The organism is Roseovarius sp. (assembly GCF_040223625.1).
Classification (GTDB): domain Bacteria; phylum Pseudomonadota; class Alphaproteobacteria; order Rhodobacterales; family Rhodobacteraceae; genus Roseovarius.
Genome location: NZ_JAVKFX010000075.1, coordinates 1 through 23,740 on the forward strand (window position 1 = coordinate 1; position 23,740 = coordinate 23,740).

General features: G+C 64.5%; 24 protein-coding genes and 1 pseudogene. 14 read left to right on the forward strand and 11 right to left on the reverse strand.

All coding sequences use genetic code 11. From position 1 onward, the window contains the following. From RLN94_RS21660 to RLN94_RS21695, 8 genes and pseudogenes are all read left to right on the forward strand, one after another. Window positions 1-123, forward strand: a pseudogene (locus RLN94_RS21660) (IS630-like element ISSpo6 family transposase); the annotation flags it as partial. A 52-nt stretch (window positions 124-175) separates the two neighbouring features. Further along, window positions 176-1,333: a UDP-galactopyranose mutase gene (gene glf / locus RLN94_RS21665; protein WP_350132840.1), complete on the forward strand. Its 1,158-nt coding sequence runs from the start codon at window positions 176-178 to the stop codon at window positions 1,331-1,333. A 96-nt stretch (window positions 1,334-1,429) separates the two neighbouring features. Beyond that, on the forward strand, window positions 1,430-2,041 hold the full coding sequence (locus RLN94_RS21670; RefSeq protein ID WP_350132842.1) for a ribonuclease D: 612 nt from the start codon (window positions 1,430-1,432) through the stop codon (window positions 2,039-2,041). A 44-nt stretch (window positions 2,042-2,085) separates the two neighbouring features. Next, the gene (lptC, locus tag RLN94_RS21675; protein ID WP_350132844.1) at window positions 2,086-2,658 is read left to right on the forward strand and encodes an LPS export ABC transporter periplasmic protein LptC; all 573 of its coding nucleotides are present in this window, start codon (window positions 2,086-2,088) and stop codon (window positions 2,656-2,658) included. Next, on the forward strand, window positions 2,655-3,161 hold the full coding sequence (locus tag RLN94_RS21680) for an LptA/OstA family protein (protein ID WP_350132846.1): 507 nt from the start codon (window positions 2,655-2,657) through the stop codon (window positions 3,159-3,161). Before lptC ends, RLN94_RS21680 begins: the two co-directional genes overlap by 4 nt. Beyond that, complete coding sequence (gene lptB, locus RLN94_RS21685) at window positions 3,158-3,922, forward strand: LPS export ABC transporter ATP-binding protein (RefSeq protein WP_350132848.1); 765 nt, start codon at window positions 3,158-3,160, stop codon at window positions 3,920-3,922. Before RLN94_RS21680 ends, lptB begins: the two co-directional genes overlap by 4 nt. Window positions 3,923-4,170: 248 nt before the next feature. Next, a complete protein-coding gene (gene hpf / locus RLN94_RS21690) occupies window positions 4,171-4,734 on the forward strand; it encodes a ribosome hibernation-promoting factor, HPF/YfiA family (protein ID WP_350132850.1) in 564 nt (187 codons plus the stop codon). Window positions 4,735-4,782: 48 nt separating this feature from the next. After that, window positions 4,783-5,247, forward strand: coding sequence for a PTS sugar transporter subunit IIA (locus RLN94_RS21695; RefSeq protein ID WP_300893406.1), 465 nt, complete (start codon window positions 4,783-4,785; stop codon window positions 5,245-5,247). 7 nt (window positions 5,248-5,254) lie between these two features. On the opposite strand, the gene RLN94_RS21700 is transcribed toward RLN94_RS21695, so the two are convergent. The 8 genes from RLN94_RS21700 to cysQ form a co-directional block, all read right to left on the reverse strand. Continuing rightward, a complete protein-coding gene (locus RLN94_RS21700; protein ID WP_350132852.1) occupies window positions 5,255-6,682 on the reverse strand; it encodes a sulfotransferase family 2 domain-containing protein in 1,428 nt (475 codons plus the stop codon). Window positions 6,683-6,688: 6 nt separating this feature from the next. Next, window positions 6,689-8,389, reverse strand: a complete 1,701-nt coding sequence (locus RLN94_RS21705; protein WP_350132854.1) for a DUF5927 domain-containing protein — start codon at window positions 8,387-8,389, stop codon at window positions 6,689-6,691. A gap of 19 nt (window positions 8,390-8,408) precedes the next feature. Then, a complete protein-coding gene (locus tag RLN94_RS21710) occupies window positions 8,409-9,395 on the reverse strand; it encodes a glycosyltransferase family 2 protein (protein ID WP_350132856.1) in 987 nt (328 codons plus the stop codon). Between the two features lie 220 nt (window positions 9,396-9,615). Further along, window positions 9,616-10,638, reverse strand: a complete 1,023-nt coding sequence (locus RLN94_RS21715; RefSeq protein ID WP_350132858.1) for a glycosyltransferase family 2 protein — start codon at window positions 10,636-10,638, stop codon at window positions 9,616-9,618. 44 nt (window positions 10,639-10,682) lie between these two features. Continuing rightward, window positions 10,683-11,666, reverse strand: coding sequence for a UDP-glucose 4-epimerase GalE (gene galE, locus RLN94_RS21720; RefSeq protein ID WP_350132860.1), 984 nt, complete (start codon window positions 11,664-11,666; stop codon window positions 10,683-10,685). Between the two features lie 14 nt (window positions 11,667-11,680). Further along, window positions 11,681-12,574, reverse strand: coding sequence for a UTP--glucose-1-phosphate uridylyltransferase GalU (galU, locus tag RLN94_RS21725; protein WP_350132862.1), 894 nt, complete (start codon window positions 12,572-12,574; stop codon window positions 11,681-11,683). Window positions 12,575-12,737: 163 nt separating this feature from the next. Next, window positions 12,738-13,538 carry a 3-deoxy-manno-octulosonate cytidylyltransferase gene (locus tag RLN94_RS21730; RefSeq protein ID WP_350132864.1) on the reverse strand — a complete coding sequence of 267 codons (801 nt, stop codon included), beginning with the start codon at window positions 13,536-13,538 and terminating at the stop codon, window positions 12,738-12,740. Beyond that, window positions 13,538-14,335: a 3'(2'),5'-bisphosphate nucleotidase CysQ gene (gene cysQ, locus RLN94_RS21735; RefSeq protein ID WP_350132866.1), complete on the reverse strand. Its 798-nt coding sequence runs from the start codon at window positions 14,333-14,335 to the stop codon at window positions 13,538-13,540. Before cysQ ends, RLN94_RS21730 begins: the two co-directional genes overlap by 1 nt. Before the next feature lie 135 nt (window positions 14,336-14,470). On the opposite strand from cysQ, the gene RLN94_RS21740 reads away from it, so the two are divergent. After that, a complete protein-coding gene (locus RLN94_RS21740) occupies window positions 14,471-15,292 on the forward strand; it encodes an ABC transporter permease (protein WP_350132868.1) in 822 nt (273 codons plus the stop codon). Beyond that, a complete protein-coding gene (locus RLN94_RS21745; RefSeq protein ID WP_350132870.1) occupies window positions 15,289-15,900 on the forward strand; it encodes an SH3 domain-containing protein in 612 nt (203 codons plus the stop codon). Before RLN94_RS21740 ends, RLN94_RS21745 begins: the two co-directional genes overlap by 4 nt. Here the strand turns inward: RLN94_RS21745 and RLN94_RS21750 are convergent. Beyond that, window positions 15,897-16,502: an alpha-ketoglutarate-dependent dioxygenase AlkB family protein gene (locus RLN94_RS21750; RefSeq protein WP_350132872.1), complete on the reverse strand. Its 606-nt coding sequence runs from the start codon at window positions 16,500-16,502 to the stop codon at window positions 15,897-15,899. The two genes, RLN94_RS21745 and RLN94_RS21750, sit on opposite strands and share 4 nt — an antisense overlap. Window positions 16,503-16,718: 216 nt before the next feature. Here RLN94_RS21750 and dnaK point away from each other — a divergent pair, with 216 nt between their 5' ends. Both dnaK and dnaJ read left to right on the forward strand, forming a co-directional pair. Continuing rightward, on the forward strand, window positions 16,719-18,635 hold the full coding sequence (gene dnaK, locus RLN94_RS21755; protein ID WP_350132874.1) for a molecular chaperone DnaK: 1,917 nt from the start codon (window positions 16,719-16,721) through the stop codon (window positions 18,633-18,635). A gap of 65 nt (window positions 18,636-18,700) precedes the next feature. Next, window positions 18,701-19,855, forward strand: a complete 1,155-nt coding sequence (gene dnaJ, locus RLN94_RS21760; RefSeq protein ID WP_350132876.1) for a molecular chaperone DnaJ — start codon at window positions 18,701-18,703, stop codon at window positions 19,853-19,855. Window positions 19,856-19,894: 39 nt separating this feature from the next. Here the strand turns inward: dnaJ and RLN94_RS21765 are convergent, their stop codons facing one another. Further along, entirely contained in the window at window positions 19,895-20,737 is an 843-nt protein-coding gene (locus RLN94_RS21765; RefSeq protein WP_350132878.1) for a DUF305 domain-containing protein, read from the reverse strand. A gap of 186 nt (window positions 20,738-20,923) precedes the next feature. Between RLN94_RS21765 and RLN94_RS21770 the strand changes: the two genes are divergently transcribed. After that, window positions 20,924-21,349 (forward strand): PACE efflux transporter, encoded by a 426-nt coding sequence (locus RLN94_RS21770; protein WP_350132880.1) that lies wholly within the window; start codon window positions 20,924-20,926, stop codon window positions 21,347-21,349. Window positions 21,350-21,384: 35 nt separating this feature from the next. After that, the gene (radC, locus tag RLN94_RS21775; RefSeq protein WP_350132882.1) at window positions 21,385-22,149 is read left to right on the forward strand and encodes a RadC family protein; all 765 of its coding nucleotides are present in this window, start codon (window positions 21,385-21,387) and stop codon (window positions 22,147-22,149) included. A 6-nt stretch (window positions 22,150-22,155) separates the two neighbouring features. Here radC and RLN94_RS21780 read toward each other — a convergent pair whose 3' ends face one another. Beyond that, entirely contained in the window at window positions 22,156-23,718 is a 1,563-nt protein-coding gene (locus RLN94_RS21780; RefSeq protein WP_350132884.1) for a phosphate ABC transporter substrate-binding/OmpA family protein, read from the reverse strand. Window positions 23,719-23,740 lie beyond the last annotated feature (22 nt).

Here is a 23,740-nt window from a genome sequence, read left to right on the forward strand (position 1 = left end):
CTGCGCAGGATCGGCGCCAGAACCTTTACAGACCTCTTCGAAGTCCTCGGAGACATCTGCGATATGTTCTCACCCAACGAATGTTGGAACTTCTTCAAGGCTGCCGGATATGTCGCAGGTTAAAATCGAAACGCTTTAACACGCGGAACACTAAACACCCGGGGCGCGCGAAGGCATGGCGACAGGACACATCCTGATGGTGGGGGCCGGACTCTCCGGGGCGGTCATCGGCCGGACCTTGGCCGAGGCCGGTTTCGATATCACCGTGGTCGACGCCCGCAGCCATATCGGCGGCAACTGCCATACCGAGCGCGATGCGCAGACCGGCGTGCTGGTCCATGCCTACGGGCCGCATATCTTCCACACCGACGATGCCGAGGTCTGGGAATACGTGAACGGGTTCATCCCGTTCCGCCCCTATGTCAACCGCGTCAAGACCACCGCCCGCGGTGAGGTCTTTTCCCTGCCCGTCAACCTGCACACCATAAACCAGTTCTTCGGCACCACCCTGCGCCCGGAAGAGGCCCGCGCCTTCATCGCCGAAACGCAGGCCGACACCACCATCGACACCCCGCAGAACTTCGAGGAACAGGCCCTCAAGTTCATCGGTCGCGACCTATACGAGACCTTCTTCAAGGGCTACACGATGAAGCAATGGGGCTGTCACCCCACCGAACTGCCCGCCTCGATCCTCAAACGCTTGCCGCTGCGCTTCGACTACAACGACAACTATTACCGCCACCGCTACCAGGGCCTGCCCGAGCACGGCTATACCGAGATGATCGCCCGCATCCTCGATCATCCCGCGATCTCCGTTCATCTCGACACCCGTTTCGACCGGTCGCAGGCGGCCGGCTACGATCACGTCTTCTACTCCGGCCCGCTCGACGGGTATTTCGACTACCGGCTCGGCCACCTCGGCTATCGCACGCTCGATTTCGAGCGCTTCACCCACGAGGGCGATTACCAGGGCTGCGCGGTGATGAATTACGGCGATGCCGACATTCCCTACACCCGCATCACCGAACACAAGCATTTCGCCCCGTGGGAAAGCCACGAGGCTTCCGTCTGTTACCGCGAGTTCTCCCGCGCCTCCGGGCCGGACGACATCCCCTACTACCCCATCCGGCAGGTAAGGGAGAAAGCCCTGCTGGCCGAGTATACCGCTCTCGCCGAAACCGCCGGCAACACCACCTTCGTCGGGCGGCTCGGCACCTATCGCTACCTCGACATGGACGTGACGATCCGCGAGGCGCTGGATACCGCCCGCGGCTTCCTCGACGCCTTGGAAACCGGCCGCCCCGTCCCCACCTTCTTCAGATCGCCGCTCTGACCCCGCACCGGGCGCCCGCACGGGCACGGCTTTGACGATTGACATGAATTGCCGCGCCGGTGAAAAGTCCGCGCGCAGCAAGGGGAAAGAGGCGACATGGCGAACCATCTGTACCGCGACGACCTGCCCGACGGGCTCGATCTCGGCCCCGTGGTGGCCATCGATTGCGAAACGATGGGCCTCAACCCCCAGCGCGACCGGCTTTGCGTGGTGCAGCTCTCCGGCGGCGACGGCAACGCGCATATCGTCCAGATCGCGCAAGGTCAGACCAGCGCGCCCAACCTCGAGGCCCTGCTCCTGAACCCCGACGTGCTCAAGCTCTTCCATTTCGGCCGGTTCGACATCGCCGCCATGTACAACGCCTTCGGTGCGCTGGCAGCGCCGGTCTATTGCACCAAGATCGCCAGCAAGCTGATCCGCACCTATACCGATCGCCACGGGCTCAAGTACCTGCTTCAGGAACTGCTAGGCATCGACATCTCGAAACAGCAGCAATCCTCCGACTGGGGCGCGCCCGAACTGACCGAGGCGCAGCTCGACTATGCCGCCTCCGACGTGCTCTACCTCCACCAGCTTCGCGAGAAGCTCGACGAACGGCTCGCCCGCGAGGGCCGCACCGACCTCGCCAACGCCTGTTTCGGCTTCCTGCCGACCCGCGCCAGGCTCGATCTCGCAGGCTGGCCCGAGATCGACATATTCGCCCACTGACGATGGCGGGGCGGGACAATCTTCATTCCCGTATCGTGGCATGGATGAAGATCATTCTGCCGCTGGCCGCGCTCGGCATCCTCTCGACCCTCTTCCTGATCTCCAACAATTTCGACCCGAACGAGGCGCTGCCGATGGTCGATATCGACCTCCAGCAGCGCGCCAAGGACCAGGGCGCCACCAACGCCACCTTCGCCGGCGTCACCAGCTCCGGCGACGAGGTGATCGTCCAGACCGTCCACTCGCGCCCTTCGCCCGAGGATTCGCAGCTCTTCCTCGCCGAGGACGTGACCGCCGACTTCCTGCTCAGCTCCGGCGCCAAGGTGAACATCACCTCCGACCGAGGCGAGATGAACCAGTACAATCAGACAGCCTCGCTCGCCGGCAACGTGCATATCGAAACCACCACCGGCTATGTGATGGAGACCGAACTGCTCAAGGCCCGCTTCGACGATCTCTATGCCGAAAGCCCCGGCCCGGTCGAAGGCACCGCCCCCGCGGGCGACCTTTCGGCGGGCCGGATGGTACTTGAGAACAACGCCGAAACCGGCAATGCACATTTGCTTTTCACCGACGGGGTCAAGCTGATATACCACCCGCAAGTTTCCGAGGAATGACCCCCGTGATCGATTGGTTCAAAGCATTTGCCGCCGCCGTTTTCCTGGCCCTGCCCGGCCTCGCCGCGGCTCAGGGCGCCCAGGTCGCCTTCGGCAACATGCAGGAGAACAGCAACCTCCCCGTCGAGGTGACCTCCGACAATCTCGATGTCGACCAGGAGGACGGCACCGCCGTCTTCACCGGAAACGTCAAGATCGGCCAGGGCGACATGCGCCTGTCGGCCCCCCGCGTGCTCGTCGTCTACAAGGAGGACCAGAGCGGCATCAAAACCCTTCAGGCCACCGGCGGTGTCACGCTGGTCAGCGGGCAGGATGCCGCCGAAGCCTCGCGCGCCGACTACAATATCGAGACCGGGATGATCGAGATGCAGGGCAACGTGCTGTTGCTGCAGGGCGCGAACGCCCTATCTTCGGAAACCATGGTCGTCGATACACGCGCAGGAACCGCCCGCATGTCGGGCCGGGTCAAGACCGTCCTCAATCAGGGGGGCGACGAGGAATGACCGTGCCCGAACGCCGCCTGCACCTGGCGCATCACAACACCGGCCTGACCGTCAAGGCCATCCGGAAGAGCTACAAGAAACGCGTCGTCATCCGCGACGTCTCGCTCGAAATGGAACAGGGCGAGGTCGTGGCCCTGCTCGGCCCCAACGGCTCGGGCAAGACCACCACGTTCTACGCCATCGCCGGGCTGGTCTACCCCGAGGGCGGGCAGGTGATGATCGACGGGCGCAACGTGACCACCCTGCCGATGTACCGCCGCGCCAAGCTCGGCATCGGCTACCTCCCACAGGAAATGTCGATCTTCCGCGGCATGTCGGTCGAGGACAACATCATGTCCATCCTCGACATCTCGGAACGCGACCGCCACAAGCGCCGCGAAAAGCTCGAGGGGCTGCTGTCCGAGTTCTCCATCGAACACCTCCGTCGCGTCCACGCGCTGGCGCTATCCGGCGGGGAACGCCGGCGGGTCGAGATCGCCCGCTGCCTCGCCGCCGACCCGAAATACCTGCTGCTCGACGAACCCTTCGCCGGGGTCGACCCGATCTCGGTGGGCGATATCCGCCGCCTCGTCGCCGATCTCAAGACCCGCGGCATCGGCGTTCTGATCACCGATCACAACGTCCGCGAAACGCTCGAGATCGTCGACCGCGCCTACATCCTGCATGACGGCCAGGTGCTCATGTCCGGCAGTCCGAAGGACGTTGTCGCCAACGAGAATGTCCGCCGTGTCTATCTCGGCGACAATTTCCGGATATCCTGAACAACGTCCGGCACTTGGCCGCGTTTCCCGTCATCCGCCCGTCATACTCCATTGACAAGCGCCCCGGAAACCGCGTCAATTGTCACATGAACTTCTGGCTTACCGTCTGTCGTCGCATGGGACCCGCATCACCGGGACGGCGCAGGAACAAGCCCGAAGCATGCTGCCACGTGTTGTTTGGATCAGGCTTTTCCGGGGGCGTCACACGGCCACCGGCCGATCCGTCGCGTCACTAAAGAGGAGGCACGATGCGCTATCAGATCAGTGGAAAACATATCGACGTTGGCGACGCCCTGAAAACCCATGTGGAGCAGGAGTTGCAAGGCGTCATCGAGAAATATGCCGAACGGCCCACCGATGCGCAGATCATATTCTCCAAGAATTCGAGCGAATTCGCCTGCGAGGCGACCGTTCACCTCTCGACCGGTCTGACGGCGCAGGCCAAGGCGCAAGCCCATGAAATCTATGCCGCTTTCGACCAGTGCTGCGAGAAGATGGAGAAACAGTTGCGGCGCTACAAACGTCGCCTGAAAGATCATCATCGCGCACGCGCGGTGCCTGTTGAACTCGCTGGCGCATCGTCCTATATCCTCGCGTCTGAAAAAGAGGGCGAGGATTCGGAACCTGAAAGCCTGCAGCCGATCATCGTGGCCGAGATGGAAACCAAGATACCGTCTCTCTCGGTCGGCGAAGCGGTCATGCAGATGGAGCTTGCAGGTGTTCCCGTACTGGTCTTCAGGAACGAAGGGAAGAACGGGCTCAATGTCGTATACCGCCGTGACGATGGAAACATTGGCTGGATCGACCCCTAGAACGAGTAGCTGGGTATAGGGTAGCGGGCCGTTTCCGCGGAGCAAAAGATGGACGTTTCAATGATCCTCAAACCCGAGGCCGTGCGTGTATTGTCTGGTGTGTCGAGCAAGAAAAGGCTCTTTCACGAACTCGGCATGATCGTCGAATCTGCCTATGACGTCAGCCACACCAACGCCATCGATGCCCTGCAGGAGCGGGAAAGCCTCGGGCCCACCGGCGTGGGCCATGGCGTGGCCCTCCCCCATGCCCGGCTCGACTGCGTCGAGGAAGTGATCGGCGCCATGGTCGTACTGGAAAAGCCGATCAATTTCGACGCGGTCGATCGTCAACCGGTCGACCTCGTTTTTTCCCTCTTCGCCCCCAGCGATGCGGGGGTGGAACACCTCAAGGCGCTGGCCCTGGTCTCGCGCACCCTGCGCGACCCGGCGCTCTGCGCCAAGCTGCGGGCCAATTCCGACCCGGCCACGCTTTACACCATCCTGACGGAATCCCAGTCGGTTCAGGCCGCCTGAACGGGGCTCAACCCCAGGGCCCGAACCCGAAAAGGATGTAATCGCGCTGATAGACCTGCGCGGCCAGCGCCTCTATCTCTTCGTCGTAGATATCTGCCAGCGCGTGCGGGCTGTCCGCCTCCGCGGGCCCCGGCGCCGGGGCGTCGGGGTATCCCACCTCACCCGCCAGCCGCGTCAGCGCCGGGCGCATCTCCTCTTCCCGCAGGATGACATCCGGCAGCACGAACTGCGCCATGCCCTGCAACGTCGCCGACTGGCTGGCCCAGTGCGCGTCGACCCGGATACTGGTCTGCCCGTTCAGATTGGCCTTCAGGAATTCGAGAAACGCGACGAAGGCCGCGCGATGCGCCGCCACGTCGTATTCCTCCCCCGGCTGATCCCCGGGAATCGGCAGCTTGTGAAAGTTCCGCAGCGTCTTGCGGATATCCGCGAAGGTCCCCGGCCCGCGCGGCAGGATGCGGGAACAGAACGCCGCATGCGCCCGCGACACCGGGTGCCGCAGCACGGTAAAGCTCCGGTGCCCCGGCTTGCTCCGCTTCCACTTGCGCAGCCCTTTCTGGTTCATCTGCGTCGGCAGGGTCTCGACCGGCACGCCGTCCAGCCCCGCCAGCCACTCCAGCACCTCGGCCTCCGGCCCACCCCGCATCGGCATGTAGAGCAGCGGCGCCCGTGCACCGGTCACGAATCCCGGCACCGCCGGCCCGCGCCGTGGCTCGAAATTCGGCGTCCGTCCAAGGTTGAACCGGTCCAGCCCCGAGATCGTCCGTTCCATCGCGTCGAAATTCGACACCTTCTCGGACAGCGGGCTGGGGTTCTGCTTCTTCAGGGACTCGTCCAGCTTCTCCAGCCGCTCCTCCGACCCGAGGAACGCTGCCAGCCCGTTCATCACCTCGACATCCTGCAGGTCTTCGTAATCGACATAGAACGCCGTCTGCCCGCTCACCTGCAACCGGTTCATCAGGTAGACTTGGAACTCCTGAAGCTCGGCGACATGTGCCTCGAACTCCTTCGCGTCGAAATCGACCTTGCTGTCCTTACGCCGCTTCACGTTGGTCAGCTTCCACTGCCCCGTCGCCTGCGCGATCTTGAACGAGACATAGCTCTCGGCCGGGTTGCGGGTCAGGATGATCTTGGCACAGCGCGGATCGTCCAGACAGATATCCAGCACCCTTGGGTCATGGTCATGGAAGAACCGGAACCCGCCCATTCCCTCGGTCCCGTCCCGGATCGTCGCGATCAGCGCGCCCGGGTCGGCCTCCCGATCCGCCTGGGTCACGCCAAGGATATGCGTGGCGTTGGGGTAGCCAATGAAATGCGGGTTGAACGCCTCGCCATGACAGGTGAACCCCTCGAACGCGTTCAGGTTGGTCTCGAGGAAATTCGACCCCGTCCGCATCTCCGCGAACACCACGAAATAATCGAACCTGTCCCCCATCCCGCGTTACCGCACCAGGTAGGGTTTGCGTTTCGATTGCTGCGGCTCGTACCGGCCATGGGCCACCGGGAAATCCCCCATCAGGTAGGGGTGCATGCCCTGGTTCTTGAGGTTCTGAAGGAACTGCCCGAACCCGGTCAGGTCGGCCATCTTCGGCACCTCCGCCAAGCCGCGCTGATACTGCTTACCGATCTCGTCGATGACCGTCTGCAACGGCTCCATCGGCGCCTCGATGAACTCTGCCAGCGTCCAGATGCGGATCCGCGCCTTGGCCCATTCAGACCGCAGCACCTTCAGGTGCTCGCTCTCGATCTGCTGCAACAGCGCGGCTTCCTTGCGGATATCCGAGAAATTCTTGTTCGATTTGAACAGCGGAATGGCCCACGCCCCGGTGATCACCGAAATCTGCGCGTTCGGGTCCTTGGCGATATCCCACTCGATCTCTTCGATCATGTCGCGCGGGCCGAACTGGAAGCACTGCCGCTCGCCCCGCGTGTTCCAGATCAGGTTGGTCAGGAAGGCCCGCTTGTTGTAATCCCGCAGCTTCGCACTGTCGCTCAGCGCGCCGTTCATCACGTGCTGCCCGTCGGAATACTCCACCCGATCCTCGGCGAACAGGTGGCCATGCACCCGCGCGCCGGTGGCCTTGGCAAGCCACGGCTCGAAATTCTCGAACAGGTCGCTGAACCCCTCGAACACCGAATACTGCGCACAGGTCAGCCCGCCCTCGCGCCCCGTCGCGGGAAACCGGCTCTGCATGTAAAGCCCCGGCCGCCCCCGCGTCCGCCGCTCGACGGCCTTCGAGAAGATCCGGTCGATCTTGCCCGGGTTCGGCTCGGTCCGCTTCATCGCGCTGTCCTGGTCGGTCAGGAACGCATCGTACAGCCGGTTCGCAAACGGCCAGATCTTCCGCGCCACGAAGCAATCCGACCGCCGCAACAACTGCAGGTGGTCGTCGTAGAAGATATGCGGCTTGCCCTGGTAGTCGAACTTCGACAGCGTCAGCGACCGGCTCTCGATCTTGCGGGAATAGAGCCGCGCCAGCGTCTGGAAATAGCTCTCGTCCGGGATCCACACGCGCCGGAAATACCGGTCATAGGCCTTGCGCTCGGGATCTTCGAGGATGGCCGACAGCGTCTGCCGCGTCAGGCACCACCACTGGCTGCCCATATGCGGCACCACGCCGTTGGGAATCCGCCGCTTGTAGCCCACCGCGCGCTGGAACTGCACGTACTTGTCGAACAGGTACCGCTGCTGCCGCCACGAGAACGGAAAGCGCAGCGTGAACCGTTCCTGGTCCAGCCCGCCTATGGTCCACGGCACGTCCGCCGTCGTCGCCGACTCGATGAAATCCGTGGTCTGCCGCGCGGCGAGATAGTCGATCAGCTCCTGCACCGGCCGCAGCGGAAGACAGGCGCCCGACGCAAGGTAGACATGCCGCACATCGGCAAACTCCTCCAGCATCGTCTCGCCCGCTTCCTGCGTCGCGGCCACAAGGCCCCAGGTGCCCCATTCGCACCGGTGCCGCTTGACGAACCGGATGTCCTGCAGGTCCGACATCGACGTCACAAAGGCATTGTAGGTCTTCGCCGGCACGTTCCTGTCGACATGGAAAACGATCGGACAACCGGCCGCGGCCCAGTGCCGGGCCACCTGCTCGGCCCGGTCGAACGCCGTATGAACCAGCATGATGATGCCGACGCTCATGCCCGTGCCGCCCTTTCCCTCACGCCCAGTTACCCTTTGACATCAGTCCGAGTATCTCTAGTTGCCGCCAGTTTATATATTTTTCCGACCAATTGCACCAAAGCTCCGGATTCCGGTGAATATTTTCGGCGTAGGCCTTGTACTCCACGCTGCCGGAATAGTGCTGCCGCCGCTTCAGCTCCTCCTCGGCCTTCGCCGGCAGGGTGTCGAGGAATTTGGTATGAAGCAGCACCCCGCTCGCCTTCTCGCCGCCCCACTGGTCATAGGTCAGGTTCAGCCCCCGCGGCAAAAGCGTGTGGGTCGAGCTGACATAGGCATAGCGCCGGTCCCACTTCACCAGCGGGATCTTGTTCAGCGCCGGTGCCTTCTTGGGCCGGTCGGGGAAGAACACCCGCGCCCGCGGCCCGCCCTGAATCCACAGGTTCCAGTACCCCGGATTTCGCCGGATCATGTAATTGCCCGGGTCGAACCACGCGGCAATCTCCACCGGGTCCTGCCCGGGGCGATAGGTCACCGCGTCAATCCGGCCTTTCGGGTACATGTCCAGCAACATCGCCCCGAATGACCGGATGCCCGAACTGTCCAGCCAGTCGGTCAGCGCCCGCACCGGCCGCGTGTCGCAGAACGGGTAGACGAACAGCTCGTCCGGATCGACCACCAGCGTCCAGTGCCCGTCGCCATATTTCCGCTGCAGCCAGTTGAGCCAGTCGACGCCGAAACGAGACCGCTTGTAGCTGGCCTTGGTGGTCCACAAGGACACGTCGGGCTGCCCGGTCAGGAACTCCCGCCCGCCATCGTCGCTGTCATTATCCACCATCAGGAAATGCGACACGCCCAGCTTGCGGTAATACTGAAGGAAATAGGGCAGGCGCACGTTCTCGTTCCGGAAGGTGGAGAATAGCAGGATATCACCGGGTTTGATCTGCCCGGTCCGGTCCCGCACCGGCTTCACCGCGAAATGCTTGCGCCACGCCCGGATCTGGGCCCGCTTCCGGCGCAGCCGCATGATATATGACTGCCAAAGGCTCACTGCTTCCTGCCCTGCTTCCGCGCCAATCCGACGCCGGACATTACGCCCCGTTCGTTAACGGAAGCCTGCCTGCTGCCAAACGCCTGAAAACTGGCTGATCCCCCCGGCCCCGGCAAGGCGGCCCCCAACTCGTAGGGGTCACAATACGCAAGCATCTGAAAATGGCAACAAATCACACGGACCGGGGCGAACATGATCAAATCCAGTTGCCCCGCGACATCAGCCCCATCGCCTCAAGCTGCCGCCAGCTCGTCAGCCTGGTCGACGCCTCGCACCACAGGTCGGGATTCTCCACCAGCGCGTCATAGTAGGACTCGTAAAGCGCGCTGTTGGCGAAATGCTCGCCCCGTTCCTTCTCCTCCGCCGATTTCTCGACGATCGTGTGCAGGAATTTCGTATGCAGCAGCAGGCCCGATGTCTCCTCCCCGCCATCCTCGTCGTACACCCGGTTCAGATCCCGCGGCAAAAGCGCGTGCGTCGAGTTGATATAGACATACCGCCGGTTCCACTTCACCAGCGGCACCTTGCCCATCGTCGGGGCGCGGCGCGGCTCCTCGGCAAAGAAGCACCGCGCCCTCACCCCGCCCTGGATCCACAGGTTCTGATGCACGGGCTGTTTCTGGATCATGTAATTCCCCGCATCGAACCAGCACAGCGCCTCGAACGGGTCTTCGCCCGCGCGATACTCCTGTGCCCTGACCGGCCCCTTGGGGTACATGTCCAGCATCATCGTCCCGAAGGAACTTCGCCCGGTCCGTTCCAGCCACTCGATCAGCGCCGGCAGCGGCCGCGTGTCGTGATGCGGATAGATCAGGATCTCGTCGGCATCCAGCGTCAGGCACCAGTGCCCATGCGCATGACGGATCATCAGCCATGTCAGCCAGTCCAGCCCGAAGCGCGACAGCCGGTAACTCTCGGGCGTCGACCACAGCGAGACGTCGGGCTGCTGCGCCAGGTATTCCCGCGTGCCGTCATCGCTGGCGTTGTCGACAAACAGGAAATGCTGCACTCCCAGCTTGCGGTGATGTTCCAGGAAATAGGGCAGCCGCACCGCCTCGTTCCGAACCGTCGATGCCGCCAGGATCGCGCCGGGCGCTATCTGCGCCGTCCGGTCGATCACCGGAGAAAGCTGCCGCCGCTTGCGCAGCGCGCGGAACAACAGCCGCCGCCGCTTCCAGCGCAGCCTGTATTTCGTTGACGCCTCCGCCAGCCAGCCCATCCCGCCGATGTCCGTTCCCTGCAGCCTCGGCGCCAGAATCGGCGTTATTTGTCGTAATGTCCAGTTTGGTGCCAGCGCCACGCGTCGGCGATCATCTCGGCCAGCGTCGACCGCTTCGGCTCCCAGCCCAGCTCTGCCTTGGCCCGGGTCGAGCCCGACACCAGTTTGATGCAATCTCCGGGCCGCCTCGACCCCTCGATCACCGGCACCTCGCGCCCCGTCGTGGCACGCGCATGGTCGATCACCTCGCGCACGGTAAAGCCGCTGCCGGTGCCCAGGTTGAACACCCGGCTGCCGCGCTTGTCCTCCAGCCATTTCAGGCCAAGCACATGCGCCTCGACAAGGTCCATCACGTGCACATAGTCCCTGATGCAGGTGCCGTCGGGCGTGTCGTAATCCGTGCCGAAGATCGTCAGCGCATCGCGCTTGCCATCCACCGCGTCCAACACCAGCGGGATGAGATGCGTCTCCGGCTGGTGGAACTCGCCCACCTCCGCCTCGGGGTCGGCGCCGGCCACGTTGAAATAGCGGAAGATCACGCTCCGCATCCCGTGCGCCGCCTCGAAATTCGTCAGCATGTCCTCGATCGCCCGCTTGGACGCGCCATAGGCATTGATCGGCTGCTGCACGCACTCCTCGTCCAGCACCACGTTGTCCTGGTCGCCATAGGTGGCACAGGTCGACGAGAACACGACGTCGAGACACCCCGCATCCACCGCCGCCCGCAACAGCGCGACCGAACCGGAGACGTTGTTGTCCCAATAGATGCCCGGGTCGCGCATGCTTTCGCCCACCTGGCTCAGCGCGGCGAAATGCATCACCGCGCTGGGCTGGTAGGCCGCGAAAACCTGTGCCAGCCGGTCCCCGTCGCGCAGGTCGCCCTGCTCGAACGGCCCGAACTTCACTGCCTCTTCCCAGCCGGTGCACAGGTTGTCATATGTCACCGGCGTATAGCCCGCCGCCTTCAGGCACTTGCAGGCATGCGAGCCGATATAGCCGGCGCCGCCGGTGACGAGGATGTTGGTCAAGTCAGGTCTCCGGGTTACTGGGCGGCCTTCTCGGCGTGGACCACCTCGTTCAGGTAGGCCCAGAGATCGGCGCGCAGGTCGTCGCGGGCCAGCGCGAAGGCCACCGTCGCCTGCAGGTATCCCGCCTTCGAGCCGCAGTCGAACCGCTGCCCCTCGAAGCGGAAGCCGTAGACCTCCTCGCCGTCCTCGCGCGCGTCGGCGATGGCGTCGGTCAGCTGGATCTCGCCCCCCGCACCAGAGCGCTTCTTGTTGAGCTGCTGCAGCACCTTCGGCGTCAGGATGTAGCGCCCGATCACCGCAAGGTTCGACGGCGCCTCGCCCGGCGCCGGCTTTTCGACCAGCCCCTTTGTCGACACGATCCGGCCCATGTCCTCCTTGACGTCGAGCACACCATAGGCGCCCGCCTTGTCCTCGGGCACCTCCATCGCCGCGACGATGTTGCTCTGGGTCTCCTCGAAGGCCTCGACCATCTGCGCCAGGCAGGGCTTCTCGGCGGCGATGATGTCGTCGGGCAGCACCACGGCGAAGGGCTCGTTGCCGATCAGCCGCCGCGCGCACCACACCGCGTGGCCAAGGCCCATCGGCTTGGCCTGCCGCAGGTAGGCGACCTCGCCGCTGTCCATGTCGGTGCTCTTGAGGATCTCCAGAAGCTCGGTCTTGCCCGCCTTGCGCAGCGATTGCTCAAGCTGGGGCGCGTTGTCGAAGTAATCCTCCAGCGCGCTCTTGCCCCGCGAGGTCACGAAGATGAATTCCTTGATCCCCGCCGCCCGCGCCTCGTCGATCGCGTATTGCACCAGCGGCCGGTCGACCAGCGTCATGATTTCCTTTGGCACAGACTTCGTCGCCGGAAGAAACCGCGTTCCAAGACCCGCGACCGGAAAGATCGCCTTCGACACTTTTCTGCGCATGAGCAGCTCCTCGCTCTGATTTCGGGCTTTCTCTACACCAATTCAAAATCGCACGCACGGGTCCGAAGGAAATTCACTCTGTAATGACGGCCCTTGAGCAATATTCCTCTCAGCCTGCCGGTCGATCAGCGGATATTCTTCCGATTATGCCTGTAAATCAGGCTCAGGCAAGGTTCATCGCCTGCATCATCGTCTCGATCCTGTCCACGTCCTCGGGGTTGTTCAGCTCCCAGAACTGCCGCCCGCGCGCGTCGACCTCCACGCAGAGCACCGTGTGCCCGTTTTCCATGAACCGAAGCTGCTCCAGCCCCTCTAGGCTTTCCAGCGGCCCGGCCTCCATCTTCGGATAGGCGCGCAGCGCGTCGGGGCGATAAGCATAGACGCCGACATGATGATAAACCGGCGTCGGCGCGTCATCGGCATAGGTCCTGCCGGTATAGGGCACGACCTCCTTCGAGAAATAAAGCGCGTGCCGCTCCCGCGTGAAAACCGCCGTCGTGCCGCCCACGCGCCCCTGCGCCCGGTCCTCGAGGAAACTGCGATGCGCGCGGCCGTCACAGACCAGCACCGGCGTCGCCACGTCCGCCCCCGCGTCACCGCGCATCCCGGTGATCAGCTCTTCCACGAACCACGGCGGCGTCAGCGGCGCGTCGCCCTGCAGGTTCACGACGATATCATAGGCCCCGCCCAGCGCGTCCAGCGCCTCGGCACAGCGTTCCGTCCCGTTCCGGCAGGCCTCGGACGTCATCACCACTTCGGCGCCGAATCCCTCGGCCGCATCGCGGATGCGGCCGTCATCGGTCGCCACCACCACCCGGTCGACCGCGTCGACGGCCCGCGCCGCCAGCCAGCTCCGCTCGACGAGCGAACGTGTCTCGCCCGTCGCACCGGTCAGGCCGACCAGCGGCTTGCCCGGATACCGGGTCGAGGCATAGCGCGCCGGGATAACGATGAGCACCCCCATCAGGCGGGCTTCAGGTCCACGCCCGGCGCATAGGCGATGAAGAACGGGTTGGCATAGCCTTCCTTGCCATAGGTCAGCGGGCTGTGGTCATCGAATCGCACCACCTTGCCGCCCGCCCCCTGAAGCACGGCATGGCCGGCGGCGGTGTCCCATTCCATCGTCCGGCCCACGCGCGGATAGAGATCGGCCTCGCCCGTCGCCACGAGACAAAACTTGAGCGACGACCCCGCGCTCTTCGAATCCTTCACCGCGTACTTGTTGATGTAATCGTCGGTCGCCTGATCCCGGTGCGACTTGCTCGCCACTACCATCAGCGCGCCGTTATCGGCCTCCGACACCCGGATCGGCGACAGCGCACCGGGCGTGTCCTTGTCGAACGGGCCGGCCTCTTCCACCGCGCTGCCATCGGCCAGCGTGTAGAACATCCGCTCCTTCGCCGGGGCATACACCACGCCCCGGGTCGGCACGCCGTTCTCGACATAGGCGATGTTCACGGTGAAATCGCCGCGCCGGTGGACGAACTCCTTGGTCCCGTCCAACGGGTCGACGATCAGGAACGTGTCGGCCTTTTCGGTATGCGACCCCGCCTGTTCCTCGGTCACCAGAAGCACGTCGGGAAACGCCTTGCGCAGCCCCTCCGAAATGAGCGCATCCGCCGCCTCGTCGGCCTCGGTCACCGGGCTGTCATCCGATTTCACTTTCACGTCGAAATCGTCCGAGTTGTAAATCTCCATGATCCGGTCGCCGGCTTCCAGCGCAAGGCGGCGGGCGACGGGTACGAAGTCGGAATAATTCAATGGGCTGCTCCGAATAGGGGTGGGGCCAACTCACGGCCATGTTGCTAGATCGGTCGGCGCCCCTTATGATACGATCATAACGGGTCGGCAAGAAATCCGTGGCATATTTCGGGCAGTTCACAGGCGGCAGGACAGATGTTTCAGCAGACAAGACCGCGATCGTTCATTCAGTCCGCATTCGCCATCGGTGAACTGATCTATCACGCCACCGTCCGCAAGGTGCGCAGCACCCACAACAACGCCTTTCTCGCCATCGCCGTGAACATGCTTCAGGCGGTCGTGCTGGTCGCGGCCTTCTACGTGATGTTCACCATCCTCGGCCTGCGCGGCGCCAAGCTGCGCGGCGATTTCCTGCTCTACGTGATGTCCGGCATCTTCCTCTACATCACGCACGTGAAATCCGTGGGCGCGGTGTCGGGAGCGGAAACCTCCGCCTCGCCGATGATGCAGCACGCACCGATGAACACCATCATCTCCATCGCCGCCGGCGCGCTCAGCACGCTGTACATCCAGGCGCTGTCGCTGCTCACCATTCTCTTCGTCTATCACGTGGTCTTCAAACCCTACGAGATCGACCAGCCCGTGCTCGCCTTCTCGATGTTCCTGCTGGCATGGTTCACCGGCTGTGCCGTGGGGTTGGTGCTTCTGGCGATCAAGCCGTGGTTCCCCACATTCGTCTCGGTCTTCACCCAGGTCTACCAGCGCGCCAACATGATCGCGTCGGGCAAGATGTTCGTCGCAAACGCCCTGCCGCCAACGATGCTGATGCTGTTCGACTGGAACCCGCTCTTCCACTGCATCGACCAGGCGCGCGGCTTCGTCTTCATCAACTACTTCCCGCGCAACTCGAATATCGAGTATCCGATGATCGCCGCCATCGTCCTGATCATGCTGGGCCTGATGGGCGAGTTCTACACGCGCCAGCATGTCTCCAGCAGCTGGGGCGCACGGCGGTGAGGCGCGCGGCACTTCTCTGCCTCTGCCTCTGGCTGATGCCCGCGCTGGTGGCGGCCCAGACCCTGCCTGCCATCTACGATGTCTCCGGCGTCGCTGCCAACGACACGCTCAACGTCCGCTCCGGCCCGTCGACCGGACACGAGGTGATCGCCAAGCTGCCGCCCGACGCGGTCGAGATCGAGGTGGTCGATGCCGACAAGGCCGGCGAATGGGGTCTCATCAACGTCGGCGATACCTCCGGCTGGGTCGCCCTGCGCTACATGGCCCGCCAGCCCGGCCAGCCCGACGCCGGCCTCCCCCGCAACCTCGCCTGTTCCGGGACCGAGCCGTTCTGGTCCTTCAGCCTCACCCCCGACCGCAAGGCCGAGATGACCCGCCTCGAAACCACCGTGCCATTCGCCGACGTGCTCGTCGTGCCCTCGGCCAACCGGCCCGACCGGCACGCGCTCTTCGCCGATGGCGGCGATACCGTGGTCACCGCCATGGTCGGCCGCAACCAGTGTTCCGACGGCATGTCCGACCGCGCCTACGGCCTCGGGATCGACCTGCTGGTGACCGACAAGACCGAGGTGAAGGTCTATTCCGGCTGCTGCTCGGTCTTGCCCTAATCCACCACCCGCAGCGTCAGGTTGATCCGCCCGCCCTTGGGCAACAGGGTCGAGGTGCCGAACCGTATCTTGTCGAGCCCGTGGTAAAGCAGCCGCGCCTCGCCTCCCAGCACCACCACGTCACCCGACCGCAGCCAGACCGACTGCGTCTTGCCGCCCCGCATTTCGTTGCCGATCCGGAACAGCCCCTCGTCGCCAAGCGACACCGACAGCACCGGCCAGCCGAAATCGGCCTCGTCCCGGTCCTGGTGCATGCCCATCCGCGCGGCCTCGCCATAGTAGTTGACCAGGCAACAATCCGGCATCCGCTCGTCGCTCACCAGCGCCCGCCAGATCGCCAGCACGCTTTCCGGAACCGGCGGCCAGTCCTGCCCGTCCGGATGCCGCCGCTCGTAGCGGTATCCCGTCCGGTCCGAATACCACCCATACTTCCCGGCCGAGGTCATCTTCACCCGCATCGGCTTGCCATAGGGCGTCATCGGCGAGAACAGCGGCGCCACCTCCGCCACCCCGCGGATATCCTCGACCACCCTCTTCTGCCCCGCGCGGTCGAGGAACCCCTCGTACACATCCACGCCCCTGATCGTCTGAGTCGGTGTCATCTCACCCTCCGGTCCGAATCCGCGTCCTTCCTACCGCAGTTGTTCCAATTTTGCAGGTTACGCCGCGCAGCGGCGCTTGCAGGGGCCAACTGGCCTGCCTATATACGCCCGGAAGCGCAGGACGGGCCTCGCCCGGTCTGCCCGAGTATCGGGGCCGGATGCCATAAAGGGTCCGGTCATCGTTGAAATCGCCTTAAGAAGAAGGGATCGAAAAACATGTCCAAAGTGATTGGTATTGACCTCGGCACCACCAACAGCTGCGTCGCCCTCATGGATGGCAGCCAGGCCCGCGTGATCGAGAACTCGGAAGGGGCACGGACAACCCCCTCCATCGTCGGCTTCACCGAAGACGAACGCCTCGTCGGCCAGCCGGCCAAGCGCCAGGCGGTCACCAACCCCGAAAACACCATCTTCGGCGTCAAGCGCCTCATCGGCCGCCGGGTCGACGACTCGGATCTCGCCAAGGACAAGAAGAACATGCCGTTCTCCGTCATCGACGGCGGCAATGGCGACGCATGGGTTTCCGTGCGGAATGAGAAGTATTCGCCCTCGCAAATCTCCGCCTTCATCCTCGGCAAGATGAAGGAAACCGCCGAAAGCTACCTCGGCGAAGAGGTGACGCAGGCCGTCATCACCGTTCCCGCCTATTTCAACGACGCACAGCGTCAGGCCACGAAAGACGCCGGCAAGATCGCCGGCCTCGAAGTGCTGCGGATCATCAACGAACCGACCGCCGCCGCGCTGGCCTACGGGCTCGACAAGGAAGACACCCACACCATCGCGGTCTATGACCTCGGCGGCGGCACCTTCGACGTCACCATCCTCGAGATCGACGACGGCCTCTTCGAAGTCAAATCCACCAACGGCGACACGTTCCTCGGCGGTGAAGACTTCGACATGCGCATCGTCAACTACCTCGCGGACGAGTTCAAAAAGGAACACGGCGTCGACCTCACGCAGGACAAGATGGCGCTGCAACGCCTGAAAGAGGCGGCCGAGAAAGCCAAGATCGAGCTGTCCTCCTCCTCGCAGACCGAGATCAACCAGCCGTTCATCTCGATGAGCTCGAGCGGCCAGCCCCTGCACATGGTCATCAAGCTGACCCGCGCCAAGCTGGAAAGCCTCGTCGGCGACCTGATCCAGGCCTCGCTCAAGCCGTGCAAGGCCGCGCTGAAGGACGCCGGCATGTCGGCCAGCGAGATCGACGAGATCGTCCTCGTCGGCGGCATGACCCGCATGCCCAAGGTCGTCGAGGAAGTGACAAAGTTCTTCGGGAAAGAGCCCCACAAGGGCGTGAACCCCGACGAGGTCGTCGCCATGGGCGCCGCCATCCAGGCCGGTGTTCTGCAAGGTGACGTCAAGGACGTGGTCCTGCTCGACGTGACCCCACTGTCGCTGGGCATCGAAACGCTGGGCGGTGTCTTCACCCGCCTGATCGACCGCAACACCACGATCCCGACCAACAAGTCGCAGATCTTCTCGACCGCCGAAGACAACCAGTCGGCCGTGACGATCCGGGTCTTCCAGGGCGAGCGTGAAATGGCCGCAGACAACAAGCTGCTCGGCCAGTTCAACCTCGAGGATATCCCGCCGGCCCCGCGCGGCATGCCCCAGATCGAGGTGACCTTCGACATCGACGCCAACGGCATCGTCTCCGTCGGCGCCAAGGACAAGGGCACCAACAAGGAGCAGAAGATCACGATCCAGGCGTCGGGCGGTCTCTCCGAGGAAGACATCGACAAGATGGTCAAGGATGCCGAGGAGAACGCCGAGGCCGACAAGGCCCGCAAGGGCATGGTCGAGGCCCGCAACCAGGCCGAAAGCCTCATCCACTCGACCGAGAAGTCGATGGAAGAGCATGGCGACAAGGTCGATCCGACCACCATCGAGGCGATCGAACTGGCCATCGCGGCGCTCAAGGACGAGCTCGAGAAAGAGGATGCCACCGCCGAGAAGATCAAGGCCGGCATCCAGAACGTGACCGAGGCCGCGATGAAGCTGGGCGAGGCCATCTACAAGGCCAGCCAGGAAGAGTCGGATGACGAGCCCGCCGCGGCCGACCGCAGCGGTTCGGACGACGACGATATCGTCGACGCCGACTTCGAGGATCTCGACGACGACAAGCGCGCGTGAGCTGCGCGACGGTTGACCGGGGGCCCGCTCAGGGCCCCCGTTTGACCTTTTGAAGGAGATCCGAGATGTCCAAACGCGACTATTACGAAGTACTTGGGCTCTCAAAGGGCGCGTCGGCGGACGAGATCAAGAAAGCCTACCGGAAGAAGGCCAAGGAACTTCACCCCGACCGAAACAAGGACAACCCCAACTCCGAGAAGGCGTTCAAGGAGGCGGGCGAGGCCTATGACGTCCTGAAAGACCCCGAGAAGAAGGCGGCCTATGACCGCTTCGGCCACGCGGCCTTCGATGGCGGCATGGGCGGCGGCCCGCGCCCCGGCGGCATGGGCGGGGGCCACGGCCAGGGCGATTTCGCCTCGGCCTTTTCCGACGTGTTCGACGACCTGTTCGGCGATTTCATGGGCGGCGGCCGCGGCGGCGGACGCCAGCGCGCCTCGCGCGGGTCCGACCTGCGCTACAACCTGCGCGTTACGCTCGAAGAGGCCTATGGCGGCCTGCAAAAGACCATCAACGTGCCCAGCTCCGTTACCTGTGACGCCTGCGACGGCACCGGCGCCGAAGGCGGTGCCGAGCCCACCACCTGCCCGACCTGTTCGGGCATGGGCAAGGTCCGCGCGCAACAGGGCTTCTTCACGGTCGAGCGCACCTGCCCCACCTGTTCGGGGCTGGGCCAGATCATCAAGAACCCCTGCAAGGTCTGCCATGGCCACGGCCGCGTCGAACGCGACCGCTCGCTCAGCGTGAACATCCCCGCGGGCGTCGAGACCGGCACCCGCATCCGCCTCGCCGGCGAAGGCGAGGCCGGGATGCGCGGCGGCCCGGCGGGCGACCTCTACATCTTCATCGAGGTGGCCCCGCACGAGCTGTTCCAGCGCGAGGACAAGAACCTGTTCTGCCGCGTGCCCGTCTCGGTCAGCACCGCCGCGCTCGGCGGCGATATCGAGGTGCCCACCATCGACGGCGGCCGCAGCCGGGTGAAAATCCCCGAAGGCTCGCAGACCGGTCGCCAGATGCGCCTGCGCAACAAGGGCATGCCCTCGCTCCGCGGCGGCACCCATGGCGACATGTTCATCGAACTGGCGGTCGAAACCCCGGTCAACCTGACCTCGCGCCAGAAAGAGCTTCTGCGCGAATTCGCCGGTCTCAGCGAAGACAACAACCCCGAGAGCAAGAGCTTCTTCTCCTCGGTGAAAAGCTTCTGGGACTCGATGAAAAGCTGAGTGATCAGCCGGCGCGCCCCATGGCGCGCCGGTGTATCGTCACGCCCCGTTACACTCGTAAAACCCGCGATAGCCCACCGTCAGCCCTGCATCGAGGGTCATGACAAGGTCGGCGGCCTCTTCCGTGGCGCCCTCCACGCGGGTCACCTGCATCTCCACACCCTCGGCCGTGAACCCTTCCTCGGCATCGCCTCGCAACTCCACGAGTCGCCCGTTCACCTTCATCACCGCCGCCCCGCTGCCGTCGGTGGCAAGAACCGCCGGGCTGTCCAGCGTCCGCAGGAACCGGCAATCCGTCGCGCCTTCCAGCACGCCGCCGATCTCGTCAACGCTCATCGCCTCGGCATCCAGCGTCTCGACCCGAACCTCCGACAGCGCCTCGCCCACCGTGGCCACCGGCGCCACCTCATCGCCTGACCGCGGCGGGATCGGCTCGCCCCCTTCCTCGGGATGCGCGATCAGGTATTTCATTTCGGCGATCTCCTTGTTCTGCGCCGCGATGATACTGTCGGCCAGCTTCCGCACCCGCGGGTCGGAAATATTCGCCCGCCCCGAGGTCATGATCGCAATCGAATGGTGCGGAATCATCGCCCGCATGAAGCTCCGGTCCTCCACAGTCACCTGGCTGCGCACGAGGAACAACATCGCCGCGAACACGATCACGCTGCCCGCGAAGATGGCCGCGTTCGCCTTCCGGTTCGTATACATCGCCAGCATGAAGGACAGCATGATCACCGCCATGGTCGCGCCCATCAGGACCGCCATATAGGCCCGGGTCTCGCTGAAAAGCGCGTGCGGCCAAATGTAGGTGTTCAGGTACATCAACCCGAACATCACCAATGTCGAGGTTCCGATCATCGCGAAGAAGCGCCAGTAGGACATGGAAAACCTCCTTTGGTATCGATCTTCCCTGTCCAACCAACGGGGTTACAGCGCTGGAAGGTTCCATGATGTCCTGCGGCTTGATTTTCCGAAGCCGGGTGCGTATCTCCCCCTCAGGCAAGGACGACCTCGCCCGATCTACCGATCTTTCCACGGGACGACCCGGCACTTCATCGGAGACATCCCGTGCGCACCACCCTCGACCGTATCCGCCAGGCCCTCGCCTTCGAGATCCTCGGCATCCTCATCGTCACTCCGCTCTTCTCGTGGCTGTTCGATCACGGCATGGCCGAGATCGGCGTGCTCGCCATCATCAGCGGCACGCTGGCGACGCTGTGGAACTACCTCTTCAACCTCGGCTTCGACCACGCCCTCCTGCGCTGGCGCGGCACGACCCGCAAGACCCTGCCCCTGCGCATCGCCCACGCCACCCTGTTCGAGCTGTCCTTCATGGCGCTCCTGCTGCCGGTCGTGGCCTGGTGGCTCGGCATCTCGCTCCTCGCGGCGCTGCTGCTCGACCTCTCCTTCGCGGTCTTCTACCTCGGCTACACCTTCGTCTTTACCTGGGGCTATGACCGCCTCTACCCGCCCGACGCGCCGCAGCGGGCTTAACCCTTCGCTAACCAAATTCCCGCATCGTGAGGGGCATGAGCAACGTTCGTGCCTTCTCCGACATGTCCCTCCCGCTCTTCGACAGCGATGACTGCGCCGCGCCGACCAGCGGGCAGGCGGCGAAACAACCCTCCTACCTCCGCGACCACCGCAAGCGCCTGCGCGACCGGTTCCTCGCCGGCGGCCCCGCCGCCCTGCCCGATTACGAGATGCTGGAACTGGTCCTCTTTCGCGCCATCCCGCGGCGCGACGTCAAACCCCTCGCCCGCGCCCTGCTCGACCGGTTCGGCGACTTCAACGGCGTCCTCTCCGCCCCGCCCGACCAGCTCGATACGCTCGACGGCGTGGGCGAGGCCGTGATCTGCGAGCTCAAGGTGGTCGAGGCCGCGGCCCACCGCCTCTCGCAATCCCGCATCCGCCAGAAACAGGTGCTCTCCTCGTGGGATGCCCTGCTCGACTATTGCCGCGCCACCATGGCCCACCGCCCCACCGAGCAGTTCCGCGTCTTCTACCTCGACCGCAAGAACACCCTCATCGCCGACGAGGAACAGGCCGAGGGCACGGTCGACCACGTCCCCGTCTACCCCCGCGAGATCATGAAACGCGCGCTGCTGCTCAACGCCAGCGCCCTCATCCTCGTCCACAACCACCCCTCGGGCGATCCCACCCCGTCAGAGGCCGACATCGCCATGACCCGCCAGGTCACCCGCGCCGCCGAGGCGCTGAACCTCGTGCTGCACGACCACGTCATCATCGGCAAATCGCAGGAGCTCAGCTTCCGCGCCGAAGGCTACCTGTAACGCCTCTCAGCGCACCCAGACCTCGACCCGCCGGTTGATCTGCCGGCCCCACGCGCTGTTGTCGCAGGCCATCGGCATCGCCTCGCCGAACGCCTCCGTCTCCAGCCCGATCCGCGACAGGTTCGCCGTCTCCGCCGCCTCGACCACGGCATTGCGCACCGCGTCCGCCCGCCGCTGGGCGATCTTCAGGTTCGCCACCGCCGACCCGTCACTGTCACTGAACCCCACGAAAACAAGCCGCCGCGAATCGTACAGCCCCACCTCCATCGCCCGCGCCAGCTGTTGCACGTTCGACCGCGATTGCGCGTCCAGCCGCACCGACCCGGTCTCGAACCGGAACGTCGTGGTCAGCCGGTCGAGCGGCGTCAGGAACGCCACCATCCGCTGAAGCTCCGCCAGCGACGTCTCCTCGCCCGCCCGCGCGATGGCATTGGCAAACCGGTCCCCCTGCTGGTGGATCGGTATCTCCTCCGGCGCCTGGTCGACGAACCCGGCCCGCCGCATCACCAGCTGCGCCGACGGGTCTCGTAAATAGCCCAGGAACTCGCGCACCAGCTTGGGAAACCGCCGCGCCGGCAGGTACAGGAACATCGGCGAGGTCAGCGGGTAATCCTCGGTCTTCACCGCCTGCCGCCCGGCCCGCAGCACGAAGCCGCACTCGCCCCTTATCGCCAGCTCCCACGCCGCGTCGGTCTCCGACCGGCTGGTCACGCCGATGGCAAACGGGTCCGCCGCCACCGCCTCGGCCAGCCCCGGCCCCGCCGGGTGAAACGTCACCGCTTCCAGCAACGACTTGAACGCGGGCTTCAGCAACCGGTCCTCCGTCGCCTGCCCAAGGCCAGAGCGCGGCCCGTGCACATGCACCGCGATCGGCGCGTTCGGCCCGCCCAGCGCCTCCCAGTTGTCGATCTCGCCGGTCAGAACCCGCACCAGCTCCGGGACCGAGACAGACTGCACCGGGTTCGACGGCGCCACCACCGGCACCAGCGCATCCAGCGCGATCACCCGGCTGCCATTGCGCGACGACAGGTCGCCGATCCCCGCCTCTTCCCCGCGCTTCACCTCCTCGCGCCGCACCTCGCGCAGCGCCATGACGATATCGGCCTCGTCCGCCAGCAGGTCGGCGAACCCCTCGTCGGTGTTGTTCAGCCGAAACCTGAACTCCCCCAGCACGCGATTGTCCTGCGCCGGATCGGTGATCCGGTAAATCGCTTCCCTGTCCGAGATGATCTCGCGCACGGCCTCGAAACTGTGGCGGATCGCGAACGCCTCCAGCAGCGCGGGCATCAGCACCCGGCCCACCGTCGGCGCCCCGGAAAACGTCACCCGCGCCACGAAATCCTCGAGATCGGGACAGCCCGGCCCCTCGCACAACACGCCCGAGCCGTCGACGGTCAGCTCGCCATAAACCGTATCGACCCGGTAGAACTCGCCATCAAACCCCAGCAGGTTGCCGGAAATCTCGACATCGCCATCGCGCGAGGTCAGCGTGACATCCTGCGCCAGCCCGTAACCGGCAAGCGTGCAAAGAAGAAGTGCGGCGAAACTCGCCGCACGTACAATCGCCATGAAATGACTCCCGGCCGCAGCG

Bases quoted from the DNA above. Each gene is read 5' to 3' on its own strand.
- lptB (WP_350132848.1), top strand. From the start codon at position 3,158: ATGACCGTGCCCGAACGCCGCCTGCACCTGGCGCATCACAACACCGGC.
- RLN94_RS21710 (WP_350132856.1), bottom strand. From the start codon at position 9,395: ATGCGGCTGCGCCGGAAGCGGGCCCAGATCCGGGCGTGGCGCAAGCAT.
- dnaJ (WP_350132876.1), top strand. From the start codon at position 18,701: ATGTCCAAACGCGACTATTACGAAGTACTTGGGCTCTCAAAGGGCGCG.
- RLN94_RS21680 (WP_350132846.1), top strand. From the start codon at position 2,655: ATGACCCCCGTGATCGATTGGTTCAAAGCATTTGCCGCCGCCGTTTTC.
- RLN94_RS21700 (WP_350132852.1), bottom strand. From the start codon at position 6,682: ATGGGGGACAGGTTCGATTATTTCGTGGTGTTCGCGGAGATGCGGACG.
- dnaK (WP_350132874.1), top strand. From the start codon at position 16,719: ATGTCCAAAGTGATTGGTATTGACCTCGGCACCACCAACAGCTGCGTC.
- hpf (WP_350132850.1), top strand. From the start codon at position 4,171: ATGCGCTATCAGATCAGTGGAAAACATATCGACGTTGGCGACGCCCTG.
- radC (WP_350132882.1), top strand. From the start codon at position 21,385: ATGAGCAACGTTCGTGCCTTCTCCGACATGTCCCTCCCGCTCTTCGAC.
- lptC (WP_350132844.1), top strand. From the start codon at position 2,086: ATGAAGATCATTCTGCCGCTGGCCGCGCTCGGCATCCTCTCGACCCTC.
- RLN94_RS21765 (WP_350132878.1), bottom strand. From the start codon at position 20,737: ATGTCCTACTGGCGCTTCTTCGCGATGATCGGAACCTCGACATTGGTG.
- glf (WP_350132840.1), top strand. From the start codon at position 176: ATGGCGACAGGACACATCCTGATGGTGGGGGCCGGACTCTCCGGGGCG.
- RLN94_RS21740 (WP_350132868.1), top strand. From the start codon at position 14,471: ATGTTTCAGCAGACAAGACCGCGATCGTTCATTCAGTCCGCATTCGCC.
- galU (WP_350132862.1), bottom strand. From the start codon at position 12,574: ATGCGCAGAAAAGTGTCGAAGGCGATCTTTCCGGTCGCGGGTCTTGGA.
- RLN94_RS21705 (WP_350132854.1), bottom strand. From the start codon at position 8,389: ATGAGCGTCGGCATCATCATGCTGGTTCATACGGCGTTCGACCGGGCC.
- RLN94_RS21780 (WP_350132884.1), bottom strand. From the start codon at position 23,718: ATGGCGATTGTACGTGCGGCGAGTTTCGCCGCACTTCTTCTTTGCACG.
- RLN94_RS21715 (WP_350132858.1), bottom strand. From the start codon at position 10,638: ATGGGCTGGCTGGCGGAGGCGTCAACGAAATACAGGCTGCGCTGGAAG.
- RLN94_RS21695 (WP_300893406.1), top strand. From the start codon at position 4,783: ATGGACGTTTCAATGATCCTCAAACCCGAGGCCGTGCGTGTATTGTCT.
- RLN94_RS21750 (WP_350132872.1), bottom strand. From the start codon at position 16,502: ATGACACCGACTCAGACGATCAGGGGCGTGGATGTGTACGAGGGGTTC.
- RLN94_RS21670 (WP_350132842.1), top strand. From the start codon at position 1,430: ATGGCGAACCATCTGTACCGCGACGACCTGCCCGACGGGCTCGATCTC.
- RLN94_RS21730 (WP_350132864.1), bottom strand. From the start codon at position 13,538: ATGGGGGTGCTCATCGTTATCCCGGCGCGCTATGCCTCGACCCGGTAT.